Source organism: Cereibacter sp. Soil_C_27 (assembly GCF_057657095.1).
This window is the reverse complement of record NZ_JBDGJD010000008.1, coordinates 48,895-69,338: the sequence shown is the minus strand read 5'-3', so window position 1 is coordinate 69,338 and position 20,444 is coordinate 48,895. Positions and strand designations below refer to the sequence as shown.

General features: G+C 62.4%; 20 protein-coding genes. 10 read left to right on the top strand and 10 right to left on the bottom strand.

Annotated elements, in window-relative coordinates; genetic code table 11:
- Positions 1 to 28: 28 nt before the first annotated feature.
- From AC3A5Z_RS21800 to AC3A5Z_RS21755, 10 genes are all read left to right on the top strand, one after another.
- Positions 29 to 1,117, top strand: coding sequence for a lytic transglycosylase domain-containing protein (locus tag AC3A5Z_RS21800; protein WP_487521403.1), 1,089 nt, complete (start codon positions 29 to 31; stop codon positions 1,115 to 1,117).
- Positions 1,117 to 1,926 carry a type IV secretion system protein gene (locus AC3A5Z_RS21795; RefSeq protein ID WP_487521402.1) on the top strand — a complete coding sequence of 270 codons (810 nt, stop codon included), beginning with the start codon at positions 1,117 to 1,119 and terminating at the stop codon, positions 1,924 to 1,926. Before AC3A5Z_RS21800 ends, AC3A5Z_RS21795 begins: the two co-directional genes overlap by 1 nt.
- A 16-nt stretch (positions 1,927 to 1,942) precedes the next feature.
- Entirely contained in the window at positions 1,943 to 2,596 is a 654-nt protein-coding gene (locus tag AC3A5Z_RS21790; protein WP_487521371.1) for a VirB8 family type IV secretion system protein, read from the top strand.
- A 3-nt stretch (positions 2,597 to 2,599) separates the two neighbouring features.
- A complete protein-coding gene (locus AC3A5Z_RS21785; RefSeq protein ID WP_487521370.1) occupies positions 2,600 to 3,292 on the top strand; it encodes a TrbG/VirB9 family P-type conjugative transfer protein in 693 nt (230 codons plus the stop codon).
- On the top strand, positions 3,289 to 4,668 hold the full coding sequence (locus AC3A5Z_RS21780; RefSeq protein WP_487521369.1) for a TraB/TrbI/VirB10 family type IV secretion system protein: 1,380 nt from the start codon (positions 3,289 to 3,291) through the stop codon (positions 4,666 to 4,668). The genes AC3A5Z_RS21785 and AC3A5Z_RS21780 overlap by 4 nt, the downstream gene beginning before the upstream one ends.
- A gap of 4 nt (positions 4,669 to 4,672) precedes the next feature.
- Positions 4,673 to 5,668: an ATPase, T2SS/T4P/T4SS family gene (locus AC3A5Z_RS21775; RefSeq protein WP_487521368.1), complete on the top strand. Its 996-nt coding sequence runs from the start codon at positions 4,673 to 4,675 to the stop codon at positions 5,666 to 5,668.
- Positions 5,655 to 5,849: a hypothetical protein gene (locus tag AC3A5Z_RS21770; protein WP_487521367.1), complete on the top strand. Its 195-nt coding sequence runs from the start codon at positions 5,655 to 5,657 to the stop codon at positions 5,847 to 5,849. Before AC3A5Z_RS21775 ends, AC3A5Z_RS21770 begins: the two co-directional genes overlap by 14 nt.
- The gene (locus AC3A5Z_RS21765) at positions 5,846 to 6,259 is read left to right on the top strand and encodes a hypothetical protein (protein WP_487521366.1); all 414 of its coding nucleotides are present in this window, start codon (positions 5,846 to 5,848) and stop codon (positions 6,257 to 6,259) included. The genes AC3A5Z_RS21770 and AC3A5Z_RS21765 overlap by 4 nt, the downstream gene beginning before the upstream one ends.
- 12 nt (positions 6,260 to 6,271) lie before the next feature.
- Complete coding sequence (locus tag AC3A5Z_RS21760) at positions 6,272 to 7,348, top strand: TrbL/VirB6 family protein (RefSeq protein WP_487521365.1); 1,077 nt, start codon at positions 6,272 to 6,274, stop codon at positions 7,346 to 7,348.
- 215 nt (positions 7,349 to 7,563) lie between these two features.
- A complete protein-coding gene (locus AC3A5Z_RS21755) occupies positions 7,564 to 8,307 on the top strand; it encodes a hypothetical protein (RefSeq protein WP_487521364.1) in 744 nt (247 codons plus the stop codon).
- Here AC3A5Z_RS21755 and AC3A5Z_RS21750 read toward each other — a convergent pair.
- From AC3A5Z_RS21750 to AC3A5Z_RS21705, 10 genes are all read right to left on the bottom strand, one after another.
- On the bottom strand, positions 8,304 to 10,151 hold the full coding sequence (locus tag AC3A5Z_RS21750; protein WP_487521363.1) for a hypothetical protein: 1,848 nt from the start codon (positions 10,149 to 10,151) through the stop codon (positions 8,304 to 8,306). The genes AC3A5Z_RS21755 and AC3A5Z_RS21750 overlap by 4 nt on opposite strands.
- On the bottom strand, positions 10,148 to 10,672 hold the full coding sequence (locus AC3A5Z_RS21745; RefSeq protein ID WP_487521362.1) for an ABC-three component system middle component 2: 525 nt from the start codon (positions 10,670 to 10,672) through the stop codon (positions 10,148 to 10,150). The genes AC3A5Z_RS21750 and AC3A5Z_RS21745 overlap by 4 nt, the downstream gene beginning before the upstream one ends.
- Positions 10,627 to 11,709, bottom strand: a complete 1,083-nt coding sequence (locus AC3A5Z_RS21740; RefSeq protein ID WP_487521361.1) for an ABC-three component system protein — start codon at positions 11,707 to 11,709, stop codon at positions 10,627 to 10,629. The genes AC3A5Z_RS21745 and AC3A5Z_RS21740 overlap by 46 nt, the downstream gene beginning before the upstream one ends.
- A gap of 186 nt (positions 11,710 to 11,895) precedes the next feature.
- Positions 11,896 to 13,896: a type IV secretory system conjugative DNA transfer family protein gene (locus AC3A5Z_RS21735; RefSeq protein WP_487521360.1), complete on the bottom strand. Its 2,001-nt coding sequence runs from the start codon at positions 13,894 to 13,896 to the stop codon at positions 11,896 to 11,898.
- A gap of 8 nt (positions 13,897 to 13,904) precedes the next feature.
- The gene (locus AC3A5Z_RS21730) at positions 13,905 to 16,238 is read right to left on the bottom strand and encodes a relaxase/mobilization nuclease domain-containing protein (RefSeq protein ID WP_487521359.1); all 2,334 of its coding nucleotides are present in this window, start codon (positions 16,236 to 16,238) and stop codon (positions 13,905 to 13,907) included.
- On the bottom strand, positions 16,225 to 16,806 hold the full coding sequence (locus tag AC3A5Z_RS21725; protein ID WP_487521358.1) for a helix-turn-helix domain-containing protein: 582 nt from the start codon (positions 16,804 to 16,806) through the stop codon (positions 16,225 to 16,227). The genes AC3A5Z_RS21730 and AC3A5Z_RS21725 overlap by 14 nt, the downstream gene beginning before the upstream one ends.
- 568 nt (positions 16,807 to 17,374) lie before the next feature.
- Positions 17,375 to 17,755 carry a PIN domain-containing protein gene (locus tag AC3A5Z_RS21720; RefSeq protein ID WP_487521357.1) on the bottom strand — a complete coding sequence of 127 codons (381 nt, stop codon included), beginning with the start codon at positions 17,753 to 17,755 and terminating at the stop codon, positions 17,375 to 17,377.
- Positions 17,755 to 17,967, bottom strand: a complete 213-nt coding sequence (locus tag AC3A5Z_RS21715) for an AbrB/MazE/SpoVT family DNA-binding domain-containing protein (protein WP_487521356.1) — start codon at positions 17,965 to 17,967, stop codon at positions 17,755 to 17,757. Before AC3A5Z_RS21715 ends, AC3A5Z_RS21720 begins: the two co-directional genes overlap by 1 nt.
- Positions 17,968 to 18,110: 143 nt before the next feature.
- Positions 18,111 to 19,043 (bottom strand): DUF2493 domain-containing protein, encoded by a 933-nt coding sequence (locus tag AC3A5Z_RS21710; protein ID WP_487521355.1) that lies wholly within the window; start codon positions 19,041 to 19,043, stop codon positions 18,111 to 18,113.
- 369 nt (positions 19,044 to 19,412) lie between these two features.
- The gene (locus AC3A5Z_RS21705) at positions 19,413 to 20,444 is read right to left on the bottom strand and encodes a DUF7146 domain-containing protein (protein ID WP_487521354.1); all 1,032 of its coding nucleotides are present in this window, start codon (positions 20,442 to 20,444) and stop codon (positions 19,413 to 19,415) included.

Here is a 20,444-nt window from a genome sequence, read left to right as displayed (position 1 = left end):
GCTGCCGGGTCTCGTTGCCGCCCAAGGCGTGCCGACCGATGACAGCGGGCTGACCGCGCGCGACATCGTTCAGACGGGCGACCGCGAGGCAGATCTGGCCCTGCAAGCGGACAAGCTTGCTGTGCGCGAACTCATCGGGGAGATCGAACGGGAGCAGCTCGCCACCCTGCAACGCATCCTCGACGCCCAGACAAGCTTCGAAGGGCAGGACTTGCCCGCCATGGTCTCGGGGCTGGAAGGCGGCAGCGGCGATCCCGACCGCTCCGTCGAGGCGGTCTATGGCACAGGCGAGATCGACCCCAACCCGGGCGGCGCGCAGATGTTCGGCGATGCCGCGGAGAACGTCGAAGAACTCATCATCCGCGTGGCCCAGGAGACCAGCGGCTTTGCCGGTGTGACCCGCGCACGCCTCTCCCCCGTCCAATGGCGCGCGCTCCTGCAAGCGTTGATCTGGCAGGAAAGCCGCTTCACCATCGATGCCCGGTCCCCCGTTGGCGCCTATGGTCTCACCCAGATCATGCCGGGCACCGCCAGCGATCTCGGCATCAACCCGGAATATTTCTCGAGCCCCTATCTCCAGGTGCATGGCGGCGCGCGCTACCTCGCGGCCAAGCTCGATACCTTCGACGGCAATATCATCTTCGCGCTCGCCGCCTATAACGCCGGGCCTGGCCGGGTCTTCGAATATGGCGGCGTGCCCCCTTTCCGAGAGACCCAGCACTACGTCCAGGTCATCCCGGAGCGCTACAACCTCTATCTGAGCCGGATCGGCGGGATCGATGCGCTCGGCACGATCGATCCCGCCGATCTCGCCAATGCTAATCTCTCGCTCACGGGTCATGGCGCGGCCTTCTACGGCGACAACTCACCCACAGCGATCCGCCAGGCCGCACTGCGCATCGCCGACATCGTCGAGCGGATTTCCGAGACAGAGGATGTGCAGGAGAGCATCGCGCTCAACACCTATGCCCGCGCCGAGCTTGTGCGCCTCGTGGCCGCCCGCATTCGACTTCAGGCCGCCCGTACCCGCGTTCTCTCCGCCGAAGAACTGGCCCAGGCCAGCGCCCGGATGGCGGAAAGCACCTTCATGGATTTTTCGATCAGGGAGATTGAGTGATGAGACCTGTCCTCTGGAACACGGGCCTGGCTGCGGTGCTCGGGATTGCGCTGCACATCGCACCCATGACCTCGGCCGCAGCGCAGGGCGTACCCGTCGTCGACACCCAGAACATCGCGCAGAGCATCCAGCAGCTGCGGCAGATGATCGAAGACGAGATCTTGCAGAACGAGCAGCTGGTCCAGCTTCGCGAACAGCTGGCCACCCTGACGGAACAACTCGCCGAATTGCAGCGCACCTACGAGGCGCTGACCCGTCTCGCCGAGCTTCCCGAAATCATCCGCACCGAGATGGAAGACGAGCTGAACGGCCTTCTCGACCAGGAGTTCGGCGACATTCTCGCGACCATTGAAGCGATCAAGACCGGGGATTTCTCCGGCCTCTCGGGCTCGGGCGCCACCGAGATCGAAACCCAGATGGACCGGGTTCTGGCCGATCTCGGCTTTGACGAGGACACGCTCGCGGAAATGGCCCGCAGCGACAATGCGAGCGCCAACCGCGTGGCGACGCAAGCCACGGCCGGCGCGCTCGTCTCGGCCGCCGCCCAAAACAGCTATGACGATGCAGGCCAGTCCCTCGAACGGGTCGACCGTCTCGTCGGGCTCATCGACGACATGGACGAGCTCAAGGAAAGCATCGATCTCAACACCCGCGTGACGGCGGAGCTCGCCATCGCGCTGGTCGCCATGTGGCAGCTCGAAGCCATCCAGACCGTGGGCGACGGCACTGGCGGCGTGATCGATGCCGCCACCATCGCCGAGGAGCAGCGCTTCATGGATTTCACCCTGCCCGAGCTGCGGGCCGAGTGAGTGCGGGGTGTGACGCGTGGCGAGTGAACAAGAGATCATCGAGGAAGAACTGGTCTATGGCGCGCTGCGCCGCGAACGGCTCTGGCAACGCCTTGGCCTGACGGGTCTCGTCTTCGGCATCGTCGGCTGTTTGAGCGCGGCGGCAGTCGCGATCCTCGATGTCGACCCGCCACCCGTCGTTGTTCCCTATGATCCCGCCACCGGCTTTGCGCTCCCCGAGGCCTCGGTGGGCGCGACCTCGGTGACGGCCAACCAGGCGATCATCGAGGCCGAGGTCTTTCGCTATGTGACCGACCGGGAGGTATACAACCAGCTCGACAACGATCTGCGCATCCGCAGCGTCCTGCGCCGCTCGGACGGGGCCGCCGAAAGCGGGCTGCGCCAGCTCTGGAACAGCGCGAATGCGGACTACCCCCCCACCGTCTATGGGCCGAACGCCAGGCTCGATGTGGAAATCCTCAGCATCAGCCAGATCGGATTGAACCGCGCCACGGTACGCCTGCGCAAGCGCCTGACCTCCATCAACGGCACCCAGACCGGGCTTTTCACCGCGACCCTCCTCTTCGAGTTCCGCCCCGAGACCCGCCGCTCCATCGACGAGGTCTGGACCAACCCGTTCGGCTTCACCGTGCTCGAATATTCCATCCGCTCCGACAGATTGGAGAATTGACCCGTGTCTCGTTTGTGCCTGCCCCTCCTCTGTCTTGCCCTTCTCCCGGGCCTCGCCTTCGCCGAAGCCATCCCGCGCAGCGGCCCGCATGACAACCGCGTGCGGGTGGCGACCTACCAGGAGGGTCAGGTCTACCGCATCAGCGTCTCGCTCACCCATGTCACCACCGTCGAGTTCGGCGAGGGAGAGAGCATCCGCTCGATCATCGCGGGCGACACCGAGGGTTTCGAGATCGATGGCGTGCCGGGCGGACAGGCCTTTGCAATCAAGCCCGTCGCGCGCGGTGTCCACACCAACGTGACGGTCTATACGAACCGACGCAGCTACTACTTCAACGTCGAAGAAGCCCCGAGCCCGACCTTCTATGTCGTCCAGTTCCGCTATCCCGAGGATGAGGCGCGGCCGGCCCGCGTCATCGCGGCGCAAGCCCCCAATGACAATTACGGGGCCAGCGCCCAGACCGAGTTCACCCCGACCCGGGTCTGGGATGACGGAACCTTCACCTACTTCGCCTTCCCACCGAACGCGCCTTTGCCCGCGATCTTCCGCTACGCGAACGGCCGTGAACGCACGGTCAACACGCAAGCCCCAGAGGACGGGGTGATCCGTGTCTCCGGCGTCAGCCGCCAATGGGTCCTGCGCCTCGGCGAAGAGCTGGTCTGCATTGAGGCGATCCCGCCCGCGGAGGCCTCATGAGCGATTCTGAGAACCCCGAGCTGGAACGACGCCTCGCGGCCCTCGAGAAAGGCAGTGCCCGTGGGCCCAGGGCAGCGCCGCGCCGGTCGCCCCTTCTTGCACTGGTCGTGGTCGGCATCATCGGCGCGGGCGGCGCGCTCCTCTATGTGCTCTCGCAGCCCGAGGAAGAGGTGGCCCTGCCGACGGCTACGCCGGATGTCTTCCAGAACGAGGGGGATGGCTTTGGTGCCATCGAGACCTTGCCCCCGCCCGAGCCCGAGGTCGTCTTCGTCGCACCGGACCCGGTCGAGCCCAATGCCGAACTGCTGGCGCAGATCAGCGCCTTACAGGCCCAGATCGAGGAGTTGCGCAACGCCCCCGAAGCGATCGTCGAGGACAACACCGCCGCGGCCGAGGCCATCGATGCATTGACCGCCCAGATCGCGGCGCTGCAAACCGCCTCGGAAGCCGCACAGGAGCGGTTCCAGGCCGAACTGACGGCCCGGGATCGCACCCTCGAGCAGCTTCGCATGGATCTGGAACTCGCCCAGCTCGAGGCCAACCGCCCCCAACCTGCGCCATCAGGCCCCACGGAGGATGAACTCCGCGCACGCGAAGAGGAGCGGTTGCGCCGCGAGGAGGAAGCCCGGCGGCTGGCCGAGCTGGAACGTCGCGCCACAGAAGAACGCGCCTTTCAGGAGCGGCGGATCGCCTCGCCTACCATCGCCTTCGGCGGCCCGTCCGGCGCCGCCGAGACAGAGCTTGCAGAGCGCAGCTTTGGCGAGGTGACGGATTTCGTGCTGAACGGCGCACTGCCCTCGACGGTGACGCAGGCCGAGGTGATCGCCAATCCCTCCAACACCATCATCCAGGGCACCATGATCCAGGCCGTCATGGAAACCGCCCTCGACAGCTCGCTTCCCGGCCAGACCCGTGCCGTGGTCTCCGAGGATGTCTACAGCGTCGATGGCACACGCCTCCTGATCCCCCGCGGATCGCGTCTCATCGGGCGCTACCGCGCCGGCGTGGATATCGCTGAGCGCCGCGTCACCATCGCCTGGGACCGGATCATCCTGCCCGACAACCAGACCGTCCAGATCAGCTCTTTCGGGGGCGATGAACTTGGCCGCTCCGGTGTCACCGGTTTCGTGGACACGCGCTTTGCCGAGCGTTTCGGGTCGGCCGCTCTGATCTCGCTGATTTCCGCGGCACCGAGTGCCGCAGCCTCCGAGGTTCCGAATGAGACGGCCGCCAACGCGCTCGAGGATGTCGGCGATGATCTGGCCGATGCCACGGACAGCGTGCTTGGCGATTACCTCTCGATCGGGCCTGTCATCTATGTCGACCAAGGGGCCCGCGTCACCGTCATGGTCGACCGCGACTTGGAGATCTTCTGACCCCATGTCGCTCAGCTATCTCGAGACATCGCTTGACCGGATCGACGCCGCCGCCCGCGCCGATGTCATCGAGATCTGCATCAACCCCGACGGGACCTGTTGGGGTGAGTTCCAGGGCGACCATTTCATGCGCGCGCTCGACCAGAGGCTCACGGCCATGCAGGTCCGGGATCTCGGCAACCAGATCGCCTCCTCGGCCAACACGACGATGAGCAAGGATCGCCCCATCGTCTCGGTCTCGATCACCTACAAGGGCCGCCCGATCCGGGCACAGGTCATCACCCCGCCCGCCGTACTCTCGGCCATGTCGATCAGCTTGCGGTTCTTCTCAAGCCTGCCTCTCGAGGGCATCGCGCTCGATTTTCTCTACGGCAAGGAGCGCAAACTCGAAGACCTGCGCGTCGAAAAGAAGCGCGCCTTGCGCGCCGTCGTGGCCGCGGGCGTGATCGACGATGCGCTGGCCTTCTGCGTCGAGAACAAGCTCAACATGATCGTCTCGGGCGGCACCTCCACCGGCAAGACCGTGGCTGCGCGCAAGATCCTCGCCCATGTGCCAGCCGAGGAACGCATCGTCACCATTGAGGAAGCCGCCGAGCTTCTGCCGACCCAACCCAATGCCGTGACCCTCATCGCCAATCGCGACGCGGAATTCCAATCCGCCGATGTGCTCCTCACCGCGACGCTGCGCATGCGCCCCGACCGGATCATCCTCGGCGAGGTGCGCGGCAAGGAGGCCATGACCTTTCTCGAGGCGATCAACACCGGCCATGGCGGCTCAATGACCACGCTCCATGCCGAGACCCCGCAACTGGCCGTGCAGCGGCTCGCGATCGCGGCCCTCAAGACCGAGATCCCGATGACCTATGCCGACATGATCCAATACATCGAAAACTCCATCGACGTGATCATCCAGGCCGGGCGTCACGACGGCCGACGCGGCATCACTGAATTCTACCTGCCCGGTGCGGATCAGAGAGGACAGCCCGATGAAGACCTTTGAATACGACATCCTGACCTTTCCGATGACCCGGAAGACCAGCCTTGGCGAGATGCGGGCCAGCCTGAACCAGAAGGGCGCGGATGGGTGGGAGGTGGTGTCGGTCAGCACCTCGGAATTCGCCAATGTCGGGCACACAGTGTTCCTGAAGCGCGAAACCACACCAACCCGAGCCGCAGCATGAGGCGGGCGCGGCGCCTCTTTGCGCTGAGTGCGCTGGCCCTGAGCCTGACGGCCGCCCCCGCCGTCGCCGAGCGCAACCTCGTGCCGACCCTCGAGCGCAGCTTTGACGTTTGTCCGGACCGGCCCGAAGAGCCGCTCTGGATGCAGGAAATCCCGCTCCGCCAAGTCTACCATCGCGTGCTGGTCCAGGACATCTACCGGGCCCAGAACCTCGAGCGGGTCGTCGAGACCGGCCGCTGCGACTGCGACACCCGGTTCCCCTCCTGGGAGGCGGCCGAGGGCGTGTTCGGGGAGAAATACGCGCGCGACGAGCGATGGGAGATGCTGCAAGCCTCAGAGGACTACAACCGCCGCGCCAACGCCGCCCGGCTGGCCGCTCAGGCGATCTGCGAAGCCGCGGGCAACTGGTAAGGCGGCCCCCCGATGAGCATCGTCACCTACTTCGTCGAGACGTCCCAGAGCTACCTCGACAGCGCGGCCGAGACGCAGTTCGGATCCGTGGCGGCAACGGTAGGCACGCTCCTCGTTGTCCCGACAACGCTCGTGGTCCTCCTCGTCTTCATCAACATGATTTTCCAGTACCGGGCCATGGATGGCCGCACGGCGTTCTGGTTGGCGGTCAAGATCGGCCTCATCGGGATATTCGCGACCAACTGGGTTCAGTTCAACGCCTTCTCCTCTGCCATTCTCTCCGGGATCGACAGCATCGCAGGCGCCCTTGTGGCCTCCGTCGGTGGCGGCAGCCCGGGCCCCTCCGGAACCTTCGCCGAGGAGTTCGACCGGCTGATCGCGGAGCTCGGCAATTACCTCAATGCCGCCGGGTCCGAGCTGAACTGGATGGCCGGTGCCATGCTCGACATCGTCGGGGTGCTGCTGCTCTCGATCCTCGGCGGGCTGGCCGCCTTCATCCTCGTGGCCTCCCGGCTGATGATCGCGCTCCTGATCGGGATCGCCCCGGTGATGATCTTCCTGACGCTGTTCGAGGTGACCAAGGATTACTTCGCGCGCTGGCTTTCGGCCCTCATCTCCTTCGCGATCTACCCGATCGTGATCGCGGGGGTCTTCGCAACCATCACCGGGGTGTCCTCGGCGCTCATCGCCGAGTTGGGCGACCCGGAAGGGGCCTCAAACATCGGGGCCCTCCTGCCCTTCTTCATGATGGTCCTGATGGCGAAAGGCTTCATCATCGCGACGCCCTTCATCGTCCGGGCGATTTCCGGCAACATCATGATGCCCGCTCTTTCCGGGGGTCTCGGAGGCACCTACAGCTTCGCCCGTGCCGCCCTGGGCAGCCAGCAAGTCTACAACCGTTACCTCATCGGCGGCGCAAGCGGTGCGGAATATGCAGCTATCCGGGCGCGGCAAATCCTGGGGGTGCAGCAGATGCCGGCGCGGCAAGGCGTGGGGCAGTCAGGTTCCGCAGGCGGCGCAGGGTCCGCTGACACTGGGTCGAAGATGCTGGCGCAGCTGGAGAGACTGGCGCGGCTTGGGCGACGGTGATGGATCATAGCCGGCGGTCGACTTCGCTCCATGCTTCTAGATGGAGTCCCCCGAAACAGCCGTTCAGGCGGTCCCGCAGCGAAGCTTTCGCTGTCATGGCACCAAAGATCTCGCTTGACGTGACGGCCAACGTTTTCGGTACGCAATGGGATTTCTATGGACAACGCCTGCCTATTCCAAGAGAAAACTCTGAGCACATGGGTGGGTGAATTCCGATGAAGCTGAATTTCCTGAATCTGACAGAAAAAGAACTCGACACGCCAATCTACCGGATCATGAAAGAAGAACATGTGATCCGGTTGTTCGCGGAACAGAGGAACGTATTGAGCCAAATCCACAATTGGAAAGATAAATTCGAAAATTTCCAAATGGCCCTGGGCGGCATACTCGATGGTGAGCGAGTCGAGTTCGCTTTTAGGAACGACTTCGTAGGTCAATGCTGGACCAGGCACGCTCTGTCCGAGGCGATGTGGGGAATCTATGCAAACGACGCGTCGAAGCGCTTCCTCCGTATCAGATCTACTCCGCGCAAGCTACTCAACGCCTTGGCTGCAGCGCACCCCACGATGCCTCAAGACACGTGCTTCCTCGGTAAGGTTCTTTACAAGACGGAGAAGGGACTAAAGTCGTTCCTCGAAGATGGAGGGCAGATGTCGATATCAGCAGTCAGCTTCGCACGTGCCCTACTGCTGAAGCGACGTGCGTTCAAACACGAAAACGAGGTGCGACTTCTATACTTCGGCAACGCAACAGATTGCGACGACAAGGGTCTGTATCGGTACGTGGTGGAGCCAAATGACATGATCACTCAGATTATGGCAGACCCAAACAGAAACCGCACGAATTGGGTGAAGGATAAAGCCCGCCTCAAGAAGGAGACGGGCTTTACCGGAGAAATCAAGCGGTCGAAGATGTATGATCCACCGAACTGGGAGCCGCCAGTTTTCAAGTCAACTTAAGAAAAGGGAAACAATCCAGATCGACCCTCACCCTCCATCCCCGAAAAGTGTTCAACACGATCGCCAAGTTCGACATCCGACGGCGGGTCAGTGTTCTCAACAACAATCACTTGTCGATCGGACTTAATCTGGAGGAGATATCGATAGAAGTTGCCGTTGAGGTTGGTGCCGCTCAGATCGTCGTCGGCGCTCTCCGGTTCTTTGTAAGACAGCAACGGTGAGTCCAGAATTACGAACCCAGGGTGCGGTTTGTTGTGTGACGCACAGTATTCGAGTAGTGAGATTGAGAAGGCTGCCTGAGTTATCGCCCGGAGCCCTTTCCCATATGATATGCGGGCCTTTCCCGAAATTACCAAGTCGTTCGCCTGAAGATCGAAATGCACTCGTTCACTTCCGGGAAAGGTCCAGCTTTTAAGATTCTTTTCGACCAACTCGGAGAAGGGCGCCACCATTGTATCGGTAAGACGGGAAACTGACGTGGTAGTTCCCGTTGACGGACTAACAATCTGTTCGAGCTGTGTTTTGCGCTCTAGCAAACCCTGCATCGATTCGAAAAGTCCCAATGCCTCTCGAACATTTGCTCCCTTGTCCGCGAGTTCTTTGTAGGAAGCTCGCTGCTTGCGTAGATCAGGCGCAACAACCTGCTGCAGTTCGGTTTCCCTCTCCCGAAGTCTAGCCTCGATAGCTGGCAAAGCGCCTTCAAGCCTGCTTTGCTCTTTTTCCAAAGAGGCGACTGTCTCTTCTAGCTCACCTATACGGCGTTCAATTTTCTTGATTTCAGATGTCGCAGCGGACGTTACGCGGGCCACATCACCTGTACACACATCGGTTTTGTGATACTTGGAGGAAGAACCACAGACTGGACAAATGTTAGCGTCTATCGTTGCAATTATGCTTCCCGCCTCCTGAATGCTCAAAAGACGCTCCATGTCCGACCGGTAATGTTCTCGAAGAAGTTTGAAACGCACCAAAAGCGTTGCAACTTCTGCGTGGCGATTTCGGTTCTCTTCACGGCGGCCCATCAAATTACGACGATCAGAAGATACGCGTTTGTAATATTCCTCAGTAATGGAAAGTTGGTTGGAGCGTTCTTCCATGGCTGATGAAAGGCGATTCTCTTGCGCTTCCAGGTCGTCCTTACTGCCAGAGATTTCCTTGATGCGACGTTCTGTGCCGTCTATCAGTTGTTCTAGCAATTCAAGTTGCGCTTCTCGCTTTTGTTCTTCCGGCGATTTTTGGGAAATTGCGGTCAAAGCGGAATCGTCAAGCCCAGTTAGCAACATCCTGAACACAGACGTATTGGCTGTATCGGCGGTATCATTTCCATCCGAAAGCGGCGACCGCTTCTGGATGATCTCTTCCTCGTTAACGATGCAAAGTCGAGCGAGATTTCTGAAACTCAGGTTCTGAGTTTCATCTCTTTGGTTCTTCTTGATCTTCTTGTTGGCTAGTCCAACCTTTTCAAGCAGGAACGCAGACAGGTTCTCGGTGTCTTTTGCGCTGTGAACATCTCCCAACGCCCGGCTTGGCCCGTCCGGTACGGTGTCCGAAAACAGACCATCAAAGACCTCGAATGCTCCGCCAGCCATACTTCGCGAAATCGTAAAATTCGCATCACCAGATGAAATCGCCAGAAGAATGCGATCGTATCCGTTGGATTCTTTGAAGTCGGTAAGGGGACCTTTCGCGCCAAGCATGAAGTCGATAGATTCAACTACGAAAGACTTGCCCGTATCCGATGCGCCATAGAGAATATTAAGTCCAGAACGAAATCTTACAATGGCTGGCTCCTTGTTGGGGCCATGGAAAGCAAGACTTTCGATCTGAATACCGCTATAGGTCATTCGGAGCCCGCGAAATCGTCCTGAAACTCGGCAACCCAGTTATCCAAGAGCTGAGACATCAGTGTGTCGAATTGCGTTTCACTGTACTCTTCGAAGTACTTCGCAATCCATTTAGCGCGATCCATCATGCGTTTTGCATATGATGTAGTCAGTGCTTCAACAAAAAAGGATGAGTATTCCCCGGCGCGATAGTAGATCCCTTGGTCGGTAATTGAACGCTCGACGAGCTCGCGAGACATGAGTAGATCCAGCGCTGCATAAACCGCCTTCCTTCTGACCTGCGTCACAGGTGTTGTGATCGGTGTCGATGGATGCAGGTCCTCGGGACCTTCCAGCAGACTCGTTCTGACGATCAGGTAGTCGAGTGCCGTGAGCCGCTGTATGTCGAGTTCTCGTGGATAACTCGCGTGCAGGACCATGACCGCTCTCAAGCCGGTCTCAAGTGCGCCGTTGAATGGCGATCGGTCGAGGCTATCTACTTTTTCCAGGTGAGCCTCCTGTCGTTGGCGAGTTGATGGCAAACGCCCCGTCTGTCTGCGGGTCGTGCGGCTCTATTAAGAGGATGCGCATCCAGAGCCAAGGTCTGAGCCATCTCAGTCACTGCGACTACTCTCGCGTAGCCATCTGGGTGAGACTTGTCGTGCGTATCAGCGACGCCGTAGTGGATTTCATCCTGCAGCGACTCGAATGTGCCTGGTTCGGTTTTGTCACGAACAAACACACGCAGAGATTCGGCATGGAAAAACGCTTCACGAGACCGCTTGAGATGGTCGTTGAGTTTCTTCCACTTTGTGATTTCCGATAAAGATATTTGCGCTTCGCCAGTGTGGTCTGCGTAGGCCTCGAGCAACTGCTCGACGTAATTCTTTTCGTGGACTTCGATTCTATCCGGAGGTGCCTCCGACTTCGGTCGCGGTGGAAGTCCGCCACCAAACCGTCGTTGATGATACCGGGTCTTGCCGTGCTGCTCGATCACTTTTCGTGCGGCCGGAGCGCTAAAGATGCGGAAATCGAAATCATTAACGTAATCGGAAAAGTCGCCGGCAAGATCGATTGCATGCTTGTCCGTCACCCTCTTGGAAACGGATTTTTCCCATCCTTCGATGATTTTTGCTTTGAGTTTGGCCCCATTTCCCAATAACAGATCAAGTGCGGGTGTCGTGCCTTTCGGGGAGATGAAGTAGCAAGCCCTTGGCACCGTATAGTCACCGCAGAACGAATACCAGAGAATCTTCCCGATCTCCGGCGCGATGTCAGTGAAGCCAAGAGGACGCGCATAGTGCTTGCACTGATAGTTGTCCCAGTCACCCAGGAAGCAGTCAGCATCCCTGAAACCCGCGACGTCTATCCCCTTGTCTCCAGAGCCGGTAGGGCGAACTACATCAGCATACAGTTCGGTGAGTGAATGAACCCACTCATCGACGAATGTTTCCCATTCTTCTGAATCATAGGTGAAGATCAATTTCAAAAGGTCGATTTTCGGACCGTCCTCAAACCCTGCGGCAGAGAGGATCGTATCGTGCGGAAGTGCTTTAACTGCGCATTCAAACTCGATCATGGCGACCAAACATCAGATTTCTCTGCTCTAAAGTGCTTCCACAATATCAGGTGTTCAGGGGCCTTCAATCTGCAATTTGTGGTGCACCATCCGAATGCCGGCTTGTCTCGGTTGCAACTGTCGCTGCGACACGCTGCCGAAAGTCGCCTTCTCGCCCATCGCGGCGCTCTAACCATGCCTGCTACCCTATCGAGCACCCAGCTTTTCGCCATCCCCCTCGCGCAAAACCGCTTCCATCTCATCCAAGCCGTCGACAGCAGAGCGCATCTGCGCCTGGTCAACTTCGCGCGCAGGCTCAGCATCACCGACCGGGCTCCCGAAATCCATTACCATCTGACGCTGTTCCTCGGCGACGACGGCTTGAACGACACGCGCGGTCTTCTTTGGGGTGACCTGGGCCTGCCCTGACGGTCGCTCGCCAGCAGACTGTTGTGCCCTCTCCACATCGGCTTCACCTCCGCGGGACCCGCTCGCCGGCGGTGTCATCGGCATAGCCCGCACACTGAGCGGCAGGTTCCCCTGCGCGCCCCCGCTCCCAGGCTTCGGAAACGGCAACTCCCCCGTCTGCGCCGCGTGGATCGCCTTGAAGAGCCGGTCGTCGAAATACTGGATCCGCTTCGCCCGGACAGGCATTTGCGCATCGATCACCATGACGATCTCGTCGAGCGGCAGGCGGCGCGCTTCGTCTTCTGGCAGCAGAGAGCTTTCTTCTGTCCGGGTTGATTGGCTACGGCCCTCGAAGGGGTTCTTGCCGATCGACTGGGACCGCGTGACCACGGTCTTCGTGGTCTTGCCGACCGCCTTACTCAGCTCCTCGACGGTCTTCTCATCCGAGGGCGTCAGATAGAGCTTCACGCCTGCGTTGCCTTGCAGGGCGCGGCGGGTGTTCTCGCCGTAGATTTCATCGAGGGCGGGTATGGTCTGGGTGACGATCGCCAAGTGACCGCGATAGGTGCGCAGGGTCTCGATGCTCTCGACCACGATGGGCATCTTCCCGAGGCGGTTGAACTCGTCGAGCATGATCATCACGGGCCAAGGCTCGTCCGGCCCGGGATCCTTCTCCTGCATGGCCGAGAGCAAGTCGGAGAAGAACAGCCGGATCAGCGGCGCGAGCGGTTTCACCATCAGCGGCTGGACCACGAGATAGACCGAAAAGGGCTTCTTGCGGATCGTCCGGAAATCGAAATCCGAGACCGCCGTCGCCTCGTCGATCGCCGGGTTCTGCCATTGGTCCAGCCCCGAGGTCATCAGAAGCGAAACGTAAGAGGTCAGCGTGTCGTTGTTGGTCGAGGCCAGCCGCGTGAAGATCAGCTTGGCCGCCCTGTTGTCGACCTCATGGCCCCGCGCGAAATACTCCTTCTGCTTGTTCCCGCCCGAGGCCGCGATGCGGTATATCTCGCCGAGGGTCGGGCGCTTGCGCTGGAAGGCCAAAAGCCCCGCCGCCACGAAGAGGTCGATCCCACCCTTGAGGAGGCCCTGCACCCGGTCATTGTCGCTTTGCAGGAAGAGCGTCGCGAGAAGCTGCAACTCCATCTGCTGGCGGGCGGGGTCCTTCAGTTGATAGATGCGCAGGAGCGGGTTGTAGCGATGCGTCCGCATCCCCTCCCAATCGGTGGGGGCAAAGCGATAGACCTTGTCGCCTTGGGCGGCGCGGTGCCGGGCCGTGGCCTCGAAACACTCGCCCTTCACATCGAGCGTCACGACGGAGCCCTGCCAGGCCAGCAGGTTCGGGATGACGAACCCCGAGGTCTTGCCGCGGCCCGTGGGCGCCACGATCAGCGCATGGGGGAAGACCTTCGAGCAGATGTAGTTCGCGCGGGACCCCGGCGGCCCGAGCTTGCCGAGGATGAACCCGGTGCCAGGCGCCCCGAAAAACCCATTGGCCTTCATCTCGCGCGCGCTCTGCCAATGGGTCTGGCCAAAGCGTGTGAGGGCGGACCCTGAGAGAGCGAGGCTCAACATCAGCCCTGCCGCCGCGAAGCCGCCGATGATGAGATGGATGAGCTGGGCATCCTGCGGGCGCTGATCGAGGATCGAGGCGTAGTTCTGCGCAATATAGGCGAAGTCGATCTCGGCCCCGAAGCCGAGATCCTGATAGGTCATCACGGCCGATGCGATGGCATAGCCCATGGCCGCGGTCACCAGCGTCACCAGAAGGACACCCGTGGCGATCCTTGCCTTGCCCATCGTGGCGCTCAATGGACCTGGCCCCGCTCGGTCTCGCCGTCCACGTCCGTTGCGCGGTGTCGTTCGTACTCGGTGTCGGCCAGATTATCGACGACCTGGCGCAAGGCATCGGTATTGGCCGTCGCAGCATCGGACTGCAGATAGACTTTGGCGACATAGAGCCGGTCGAGGCGGTCCTCGAGGACCTTGTCGAGCGCATCCGCATCGCCGGATGCGAGGCGGTCGAGTTGGCGGTCGTCCAGCACCCGCGCAACTTCCGCCCGGAAGGCCTGCCGATCCGCGTCGGTCTCGAAGGGGGCGGACAACTCCCCAGCCCGCTCATGCTCCAGCACGCTGCGAACCGCTGGCGGGAGACCGGCCTTCGGGACGGTGCTCGCCTCGGCCCTCCTGGGATCGACATCACGGGCGGAGGGTCCCGCGGTGGCGAGGCTCTCGCGCGTGTCATTGGCCAGCCGGACAGCGTTAATCGCCCGTGTGTTGTAAGCGTCCTCGACAGAGGCGTAGGTGGCGCCAAGCCCTCGAGCGAGGTGATCGGGCATATCCGGATAACGGCTGCGGAATTCATCCGCCACGGCATCAGCGATCTGGGTCCTGGAACCGCGCGTCGCCATGATCGCGTCCACCTCCTTCGTGATGGAAACGGCCCGGTCGTCATCCGTGATCTCCTCCCGGTAAGGCTGCGTCCGGTCGATCACATCGCCGGGCTTTGCCAGCAGTTCCGGATGCCGCGCGAGATAGTCCCGCTGCTCAAGCTCGATCCGACGTTCCGCCCTGTTGGTGACCTCCCAGTCCCGCGCCTCGATCTGATCGAAGCTGAGACCCTCGGACCGCATGTCGGCCCGGATCGTCGCCTCCATGCTGCGAACCGCCTCGGGATGATAGTGGAACCTCTCCGCGGTGGTTTCGTCTTCCATGACACCGTCCTTCACGAGCACGCCTTCGCGTTCCAGCAGGGTCCCGAGCTTCACATGCGCATCGTTCAGGATGTCCCGTGCGGTCTCGAGATCGGCGCGGCGCTCGAGGTTGAGATCCCGCGCCTCGGCCACCTTGGAGAGATCCGCGGCGATCCATTGATGCTCCAGCGCCGCGTTCGGGGCACCCGCCTGGATACGCGCCACGACCTCGGACGTGCTGATCCCGGTCCCGCGCAGAGCGGTGTCGATCTGCGAGCGCAGGCGCGGCTCCGCGAGGCGCTCGAGCTCGCTCTTCTGGATGTTGGCCTCCGAATAGACCCCGCCGTCGGAGGGTGGCTCGATCAGCGAATTCGAGCGCAGCCCAAGCGGCTGCATGTGCTGGACCTGCCTCTGGATCGCGTTGAGGTTCTTCTCGAAGGCGGGCCGGTCGGCATCGGGTTTCTCAGCGATCATGCGCTGAACCCGCCCGAGCTTCTCGGCATAGAGGCTTCTCAGGTCCTCGAACGACTGCCCTTCAGCCATGTAGATGTCTCCTGCTCGCTCCACCTGCCCGCCCCGGGCCAGCACCTCGCCCGCCCGGAAGAGCGCATCGGCGATGTCCTCGCGGGCCTCGCGGGAGGCCTCCACCGCAAGCGCATGGTAGATGGTTCTGGTATTGGCGATCTCGGCCAGCGTCCGCGTCAGGTCCTCCCCCACGCGGTCGCTCTCGCGGGGCGCTCGGCCCTCGTCCTTGGCGGCGTAGACCTCGCTTGTGCGGGCCGGGTAATGCACGACCCCGCGATCCACCCGTCGCGTGGCCTCCAGACGCACGCCGTATTTCTCCGCCTCCTCGACCATGGCGAGGCGGAAATCGTCGTAGTTGAAGCGATGGTTGCGTCCAAGAAAGAAGAACTCCCCTTCCTGGGACCGGCGGTTCAGCACCAGATGCGCATGCGGGTGATCGCGGTCCTCATGCACCGCGATGATGTAATCGAAATGCCCCGCGTCGGTCTGGAAGAACCGCTCGGCCACATCCGTCGCGATGTCGCGCACATCCTCGCCGCGCGTGCCGATGGGGAAGGACATGAGCATATGGGTGGTCTGTCCAAGCTTGGGCTTGAAGCCCGCATCCCACCGCTTGGCAAAGCGCTCGGTCAGGTCCTTGATGTCGCCCACCTCGAGCTTCGGCTTGCCATCCAGGAACCCGCTTGAGTCGACGATATGCGTGGACTTGGTGGTGAGGTACTCGAGCTGATTGGCGAGCTGCGACTTGGTATGCGTACCGCCGCTCCGGATCGCCTTGAAGACCGCCGGCCGGTGCCCCGCTGCCGCGCGCATGAGCTGGGTCTGCTTGGATACGTGCAGCCCTTGCATCGAGCCCCGGACGCGGCTCCAGCCATCCCGGAAGACTTCGCCAGTGACGGCATGGACGGCATCATTCAGCCGCATGCGCAAACTCCCGCAGCGCGGCCGTGGCCTCGAGCTGCATCGCCGTGCGACGACGTCTGATCGCCAAATCGATCTCGTCGGCGGCATCGAGGATGAACCGCGCCAGCCCGCGCATCTGCGCAAGACGCAGTTCCGAAAACTCCGGGCCAGCCCCCTGCCGTTGCCGATTGGCCAGCGTCATCTGCTTGGCGATCTGCGCAACCCCGTTGCCGACCTCGTGCAGCGAGGCGCGGGTGCGCGCCATCTCGGCCGCCAACTGGGCGTCCGGAACGAACACCCCACCTGCCGCCTGGATCAGCCGCCGCAGGCCCTCGGCCCGGCTCTCGATCCCGGCGGAGGCCAGCACCGCGTCGAGGGCTGCGAGCTCTGCGGTGGTCACCTTCACGCTGACAGCGGAGACCGGGATCGCGGCATCTGCCTGGCGCTCGGCATCGGCTTTCAGGACGTAGCGCACGGCCCGCGCCGTTACCCCGAACCGCGTCGCCAGATCGGTCGTCGACACACCCTCCGCGGCCTCGCGGACGATCTGCATCTTTTCCATCTCTGTCAGGCGTTTTGCTCGGGACATGCGGAAGAAAGACCCCCTATTTCCTGCCACCTTCCACCAAGGCTGCCTCCACCTTACGTTTGTATAAATGATGGGTCAACAATATACTTACGTAAGGTGGAGGCAGCCTTGGTGTCCGTTTCCCCCGCGGCCCGCAGGGACGCGGGGCTCTCGCCTCTCTCACAAGAACGGCCCGCTCTGCGGTCCGTGCCCCCTGAGCTCTTGACGGACGAACGCGGTCGCTGCCCGTGTGAGTTATAGAAGGGGGGTTCTATCGCTCATGCGATGGAACCGGTCCCCTACCGGGCCCGCCGAGTTGCAGCTTCGACAACGCGGCCGACGAAGCTCTCGAGCGGCGGTTCCTGCTGGCCTCCGATGAGATCTTCGGCGCCGTCCAACATGTGAGCGGTGATAGGCGCGACCGTTTTCGCGACGACAACCCGGTATCGGCAGGACGTCGTCGAGATGGACGCGCTCAGCGGAACCGGTGCGCGGCGACATCCGCGGTACTGGCAGCATCTATTCGCCAGGTGACCCAGAGGCGGGGCCGGTCTCTACCATGGAAGCCAGCGTGATGGTGCGGCTGATCTCAGCCGTTCGTCTTCGGCATGAAATCCACGCCGGGCAGCCCTTCGAAATGCGCGTCGCAGGTCAAAAGCGTCGCGCCCCGGGCCCGCGCCGTGGCAAAGATGATCGCATCGGCGGTCGCGAGCTTGTGCGTGCGGCAGGCGTCAGCAGCCGCCAGCGCGATGTCCGTTTCCAGCGGGACAACCTGACAGACCTGGGTGAAGGCAATCACCTGATCCGCCTTGTCCTCTCCGACTTCACGCGTCAGCCACTTCGCAAGTTCCAACTGGACCATGGTTGGCACCAGCCAGTCGGATTGCTGCGGCAAACGCTCCGAGAGCTGTTCCCCGGTTGGCGATCCGATCAGCCATTCGATCCAGGCAGAGGTATCGACCAGGACCATCAGAAACGGTCGGCCCGGTCACGATAGTCCGTCGCGGCAGCGCCGCGGGCCAGGCCCTTCAAGGCGTCGCGTTTGGGGACGGGAACCAGCAGGACACCCGTGCCCTTCGGGATGAAGGCAAAGGTGAGACCCGCCTCCCAGTGCTGGGCCGTGCGGATCGCCTTGGGGATCGAGATCTGGAACTTCGACGACAGTGTGGCTGTCTCTGACATTGTCGTACCTTTCCTTGGACGATGCCAAAAACGTAAGAGTGTGCCCCCAGAGAGTCAAGCCAGCGTTGCTGACGGGACCCGCTCCTGAAACCGCGCGCGCCTGCCGTGCCGGGACTGCATTCCCCGAGAAAAGAAAAGGGGGCTCATGCCCCCTTCTCGAACTTCATGACCGGGATGCCCAGCTTCTTGGCCTTGTCGGCGAGGTTCTCCTGGATGCCATTGCCCGGGAAGACGAGGACGCCCACCGGCAGTACGTCCAGCATGGCGTCGTTGCGCTTGAAGGGCGCGGCCTTGGCATGCTTGGTCCAGTCGGGCTTGAAGGCCACCTGCGTCACGCCCCTCGCCTCGGCCCATTTGGCTGCGATGAGTTCCGCGCCCTTCGGGCTTCCACCGTGCAGAAGGACCATGTCGGGATACTTGGTCCGGACCTGATCGAGCTTGCCCCAGATCAGGCGGTGATCGTTGAAGTCGGTCCCGCCGGTGAGGGCGACCTTGGGGCCTGCGGGGAACATCACCTCGGTTTCCGCGCGGCGCTTGGCGGCCAGGAAGTCGCGGCTGTCGATCAGTGCTGCGGTCATGTGCTGGCGGTTCACCATCGAGCCGGTGCGGGGGCGCCAGGTGGAGCCCGTGTGATGGACAAACTCGGTCGCAGCGTGATCGCGCATCATGTCCATGCAGTTGCGCCGTTCGATCAGGGTGAGGCCTTCCGCCGTCAGGCGCTCGAGTTCGGTGGATTTCACCTCGGAGCCGTCCTGCTCGCGCTGGAGGCGGCGCTGCGCCTGCTCGTTTTCATCGAGCGACCGCTCGATCCGGGCCGTCGCGCGGTGGAAGAGGTTGACTTGGCCCCAGAGCACCTCTTCGAGGTCGGGTTCCATGCGGGTGTCTTCCAGGGTTGCGACGAGGGCGTCGAAGATGGCGGCGACGGCGACCGCGAGGCGCTGCCCATCAGGCATCGGGCGCGGATCGGGCTCGTCAAAGGGGCGGTAGCCGTAGAGCTGCAGCTCGTCGAGCGCATGGGCGGTCTGGGATGCGGTATGGGCGGGTTCATACGCGTCGTCGTGGGTGTGGATGGTCATCGGTTTCTTGCCTCCGGGCCTGTCTCGTCCGCGCGTCATCCCGCGCGGCCTTCATGGGCTGCGAAAGCCGTCACGGGGGACGCCCCTTCACCCCCTTTCGGGGCCGGAACGCATGTGGAGGAGGACGGGGGGGCGGCTGATTTGCTTCGCGATGCAAAGGCGGGGCTCGCCCCCGCCGGCGGAAATCAGTTGCCCCCCGTCCTTGAAGGGGCGGCCCCTTTGACGGCCGCCTGCCCATCTCTTGAAGGCCGCTCGGGGGACGGGTGGATGAGATTTACCCGGGAAGAGGCGAAGGCGACGGTCCAGAACCATGACAAGGATCCGTGACCCCTGCCCCGCTATCCCGGACTGCCCCTTGCGCGATGCAAGTCAGCCGGACAGACGATGCCGATCCTCTGGCCCGATCTGCCCTTCCAGATGCTGGCGCAGCGCGTCCTTGCCGTACGCTCGGAGATCATCGTTGAAATCCCCGAGCCGCGGCTCCACCACCCGAACGGCAATCCCGACCTCGGTTGCTCTGGCGCTCAACCTCTCTGCCGCGCGTTGCCCGGCAGGATCGCGGTCGATGGCGATGTAGAGGCGCTGCACCCCCTCCGGCAGCAGGACTGCCCCGAGGTGACCCGACGAAAGCGCAGCCAACACGGAAAGACCCGGCACTGCCTCGACAAGGGACAGCATGGTCTCGATGCCCTCGCCGACCACGAGGATGTCGTCATGTGGGGTCAGCCTGACGGCATTGCCGAGGAGGTGACCCATGGCACGTCGCTGCGTCTCGACCCGAGCCTTCCCCTGTCCGTCAGGCGCCAGCCAGGTGCGATGCACGCCCTGCAGGGCCCCTGCCCCATCGGTGACCGCGGCGATTAGCGCTGGTCTGGGGATGCTCCGGGTCTGGCCCTCATCGCGATGCCAGCACTTCGGGTGGAAGCGCAGGGCGCTCATCCTGCCGCCTTGGGTCAGTCCCCGAGAGCGGAGGTAGGTGTCGGCAAGCGTGGCTGCGACCGGCACCGAGGCTACGAACAGCCGCGCCGCCGCCGCTGGTGTACCACCGGGGGCCTTGGCTTTCTTCGGCACTGGTGCATCCGGGAGGACCAGCTGCGGACGGCCAAGATGCGCCCGCGCCTCGGTCAGAAGTTCGGGAAAGCGGGAGATCCCGGTCCTCTCGCGGATGATGTCGAGAAGATCACCGTGCTCGCCTGTGGCACCGTCGGTGAACTTGCCTGCCGCGCCCGGCCCCGACGCGGGCCCGGCCAGCCGCACGAAGAGCGACCGGCCGGGGTTGTTCTGCAGATCGCCCACGATCCAGTAGGACCCTTCCCGCCGACCGGCGGGAAGGTAGGCGCGACACACGCCTTCGGCATTTTCTGCCAGAGCGCGGATCAGATCTTCGGTCTCGGAGTACAT

What these genes read in the sequence shown, in the direction of transcription:
- AC3A5Z_RS21770 (WP_487521367.1), top strand. Translation starts at nt 5,655, where the DNA reads ATGAAGACCTTTGAATACGACATCCTGACCTTTCCGATGACCCGGAAG.
- AC3A5Z_RS21715 (WP_487521356.1), bottom strand. Translation starts at nt 17,967, where the DNA reads ATGTCAGAGACAGCCACACTGTCGTCGAAGTTCCAGATCTCGATCCCC.
- AC3A5Z_RS21755 (WP_487521364.1), top strand. Translation starts at nt 7,564, where the DNA reads ATGAAGCTGAATTTCCTGAATCTGACAGAAAAAGAACTCGACACGCCA.
- AC3A5Z_RS21740 (WP_487521361.1), bottom strand. Translation starts at nt 11,709, where the DNA reads ATGATCGAGTTTGAATGCGCAGTTAAAGCACTTCCGCACGATACGATC.
- AC3A5Z_RS21760 (WP_487521365.1), top strand. Translation starts at nt 6,272, where the DNA reads ATGAGCATCGTCACCTACTTCGTCGAGACGTCCCAGAGCTACCTCGAC.
- AC3A5Z_RS21720 (WP_487521357.1), bottom strand. Translation starts at nt 17,755, where the DNA reads ATGGTCCTGGTCGATACCTCTGCCTGGATCGAATGGCTGATCGGATCG.
- AC3A5Z_RS21750 (WP_487521363.1), bottom strand. Translation starts at nt 10,151, where the DNA reads ATGACCTATAGCGGTATTCAGATCGAAAGTCTTGCTTTCCATGGCCCC.
- AC3A5Z_RS21735 (WP_487521360.1), bottom strand. Translation starts at nt 13,896, where the DNA reads ATGGGCAAGGCAAGGATCGCCACGGGTGTCCTTCTGGTGACGCTGGTG.
- AC3A5Z_RS21780 (WP_487521369.1), top strand. Translation starts at nt 3,289, where the DNA reads ATGAGCGATTCTGAGAACCCCGAGCTGGAACGACGCCTCGCGGCCCTC.
- AC3A5Z_RS21725 (WP_487521358.1), bottom strand. Translation starts at nt 16,806, where the DNA reads ATGTCCCGAGCAAAACGCCTGACAGAGATGGAAAAGATGCAGATCGTC.
- AC3A5Z_RS21775 (WP_487521368.1), top strand. Translation starts at nt 4,673, where the DNA reads ATGTCGCTCAGCTATCTCGAGACATCGCTTGACCGGATCGACGCCGCC.
- AC3A5Z_RS21795 (WP_487521402.1), top strand. Translation starts at nt 1,117, where the DNA reads ATGAGACCTGTCCTCTGGAACACGGGCCTGGCTGCGGTGCTCGGGATT.
- AC3A5Z_RS21710 (WP_487521355.1), bottom strand. Translation starts at nt 19,043, where the DNA reads ATGACCATCCACACCCACGACGACGCGTATGAACCCGCCCATACCGCA.
- AC3A5Z_RS21765 (WP_487521366.1), top strand. Translation starts at nt 5,846, where the DNA reads ATGAGGCGGGCGCGGCGCCTCTTTGCGCTGAGTGCGCTGGCCCTGAGC.
- AC3A5Z_RS21705 (WP_487521354.1), bottom strand. Translation starts at nt 20,444, where the DNA reads ATGTACTCCGAGACCGAAGATCTGATCCGCGCTCTGGCAGAAAATGCC.
- AC3A5Z_RS21730 (WP_487521359.1), bottom strand. Translation starts at nt 16,238, where the DNA reads ATGCGGCTGAATGATGCCGTCCATGCCGTCACTGGCGAAGTCTTCCGG.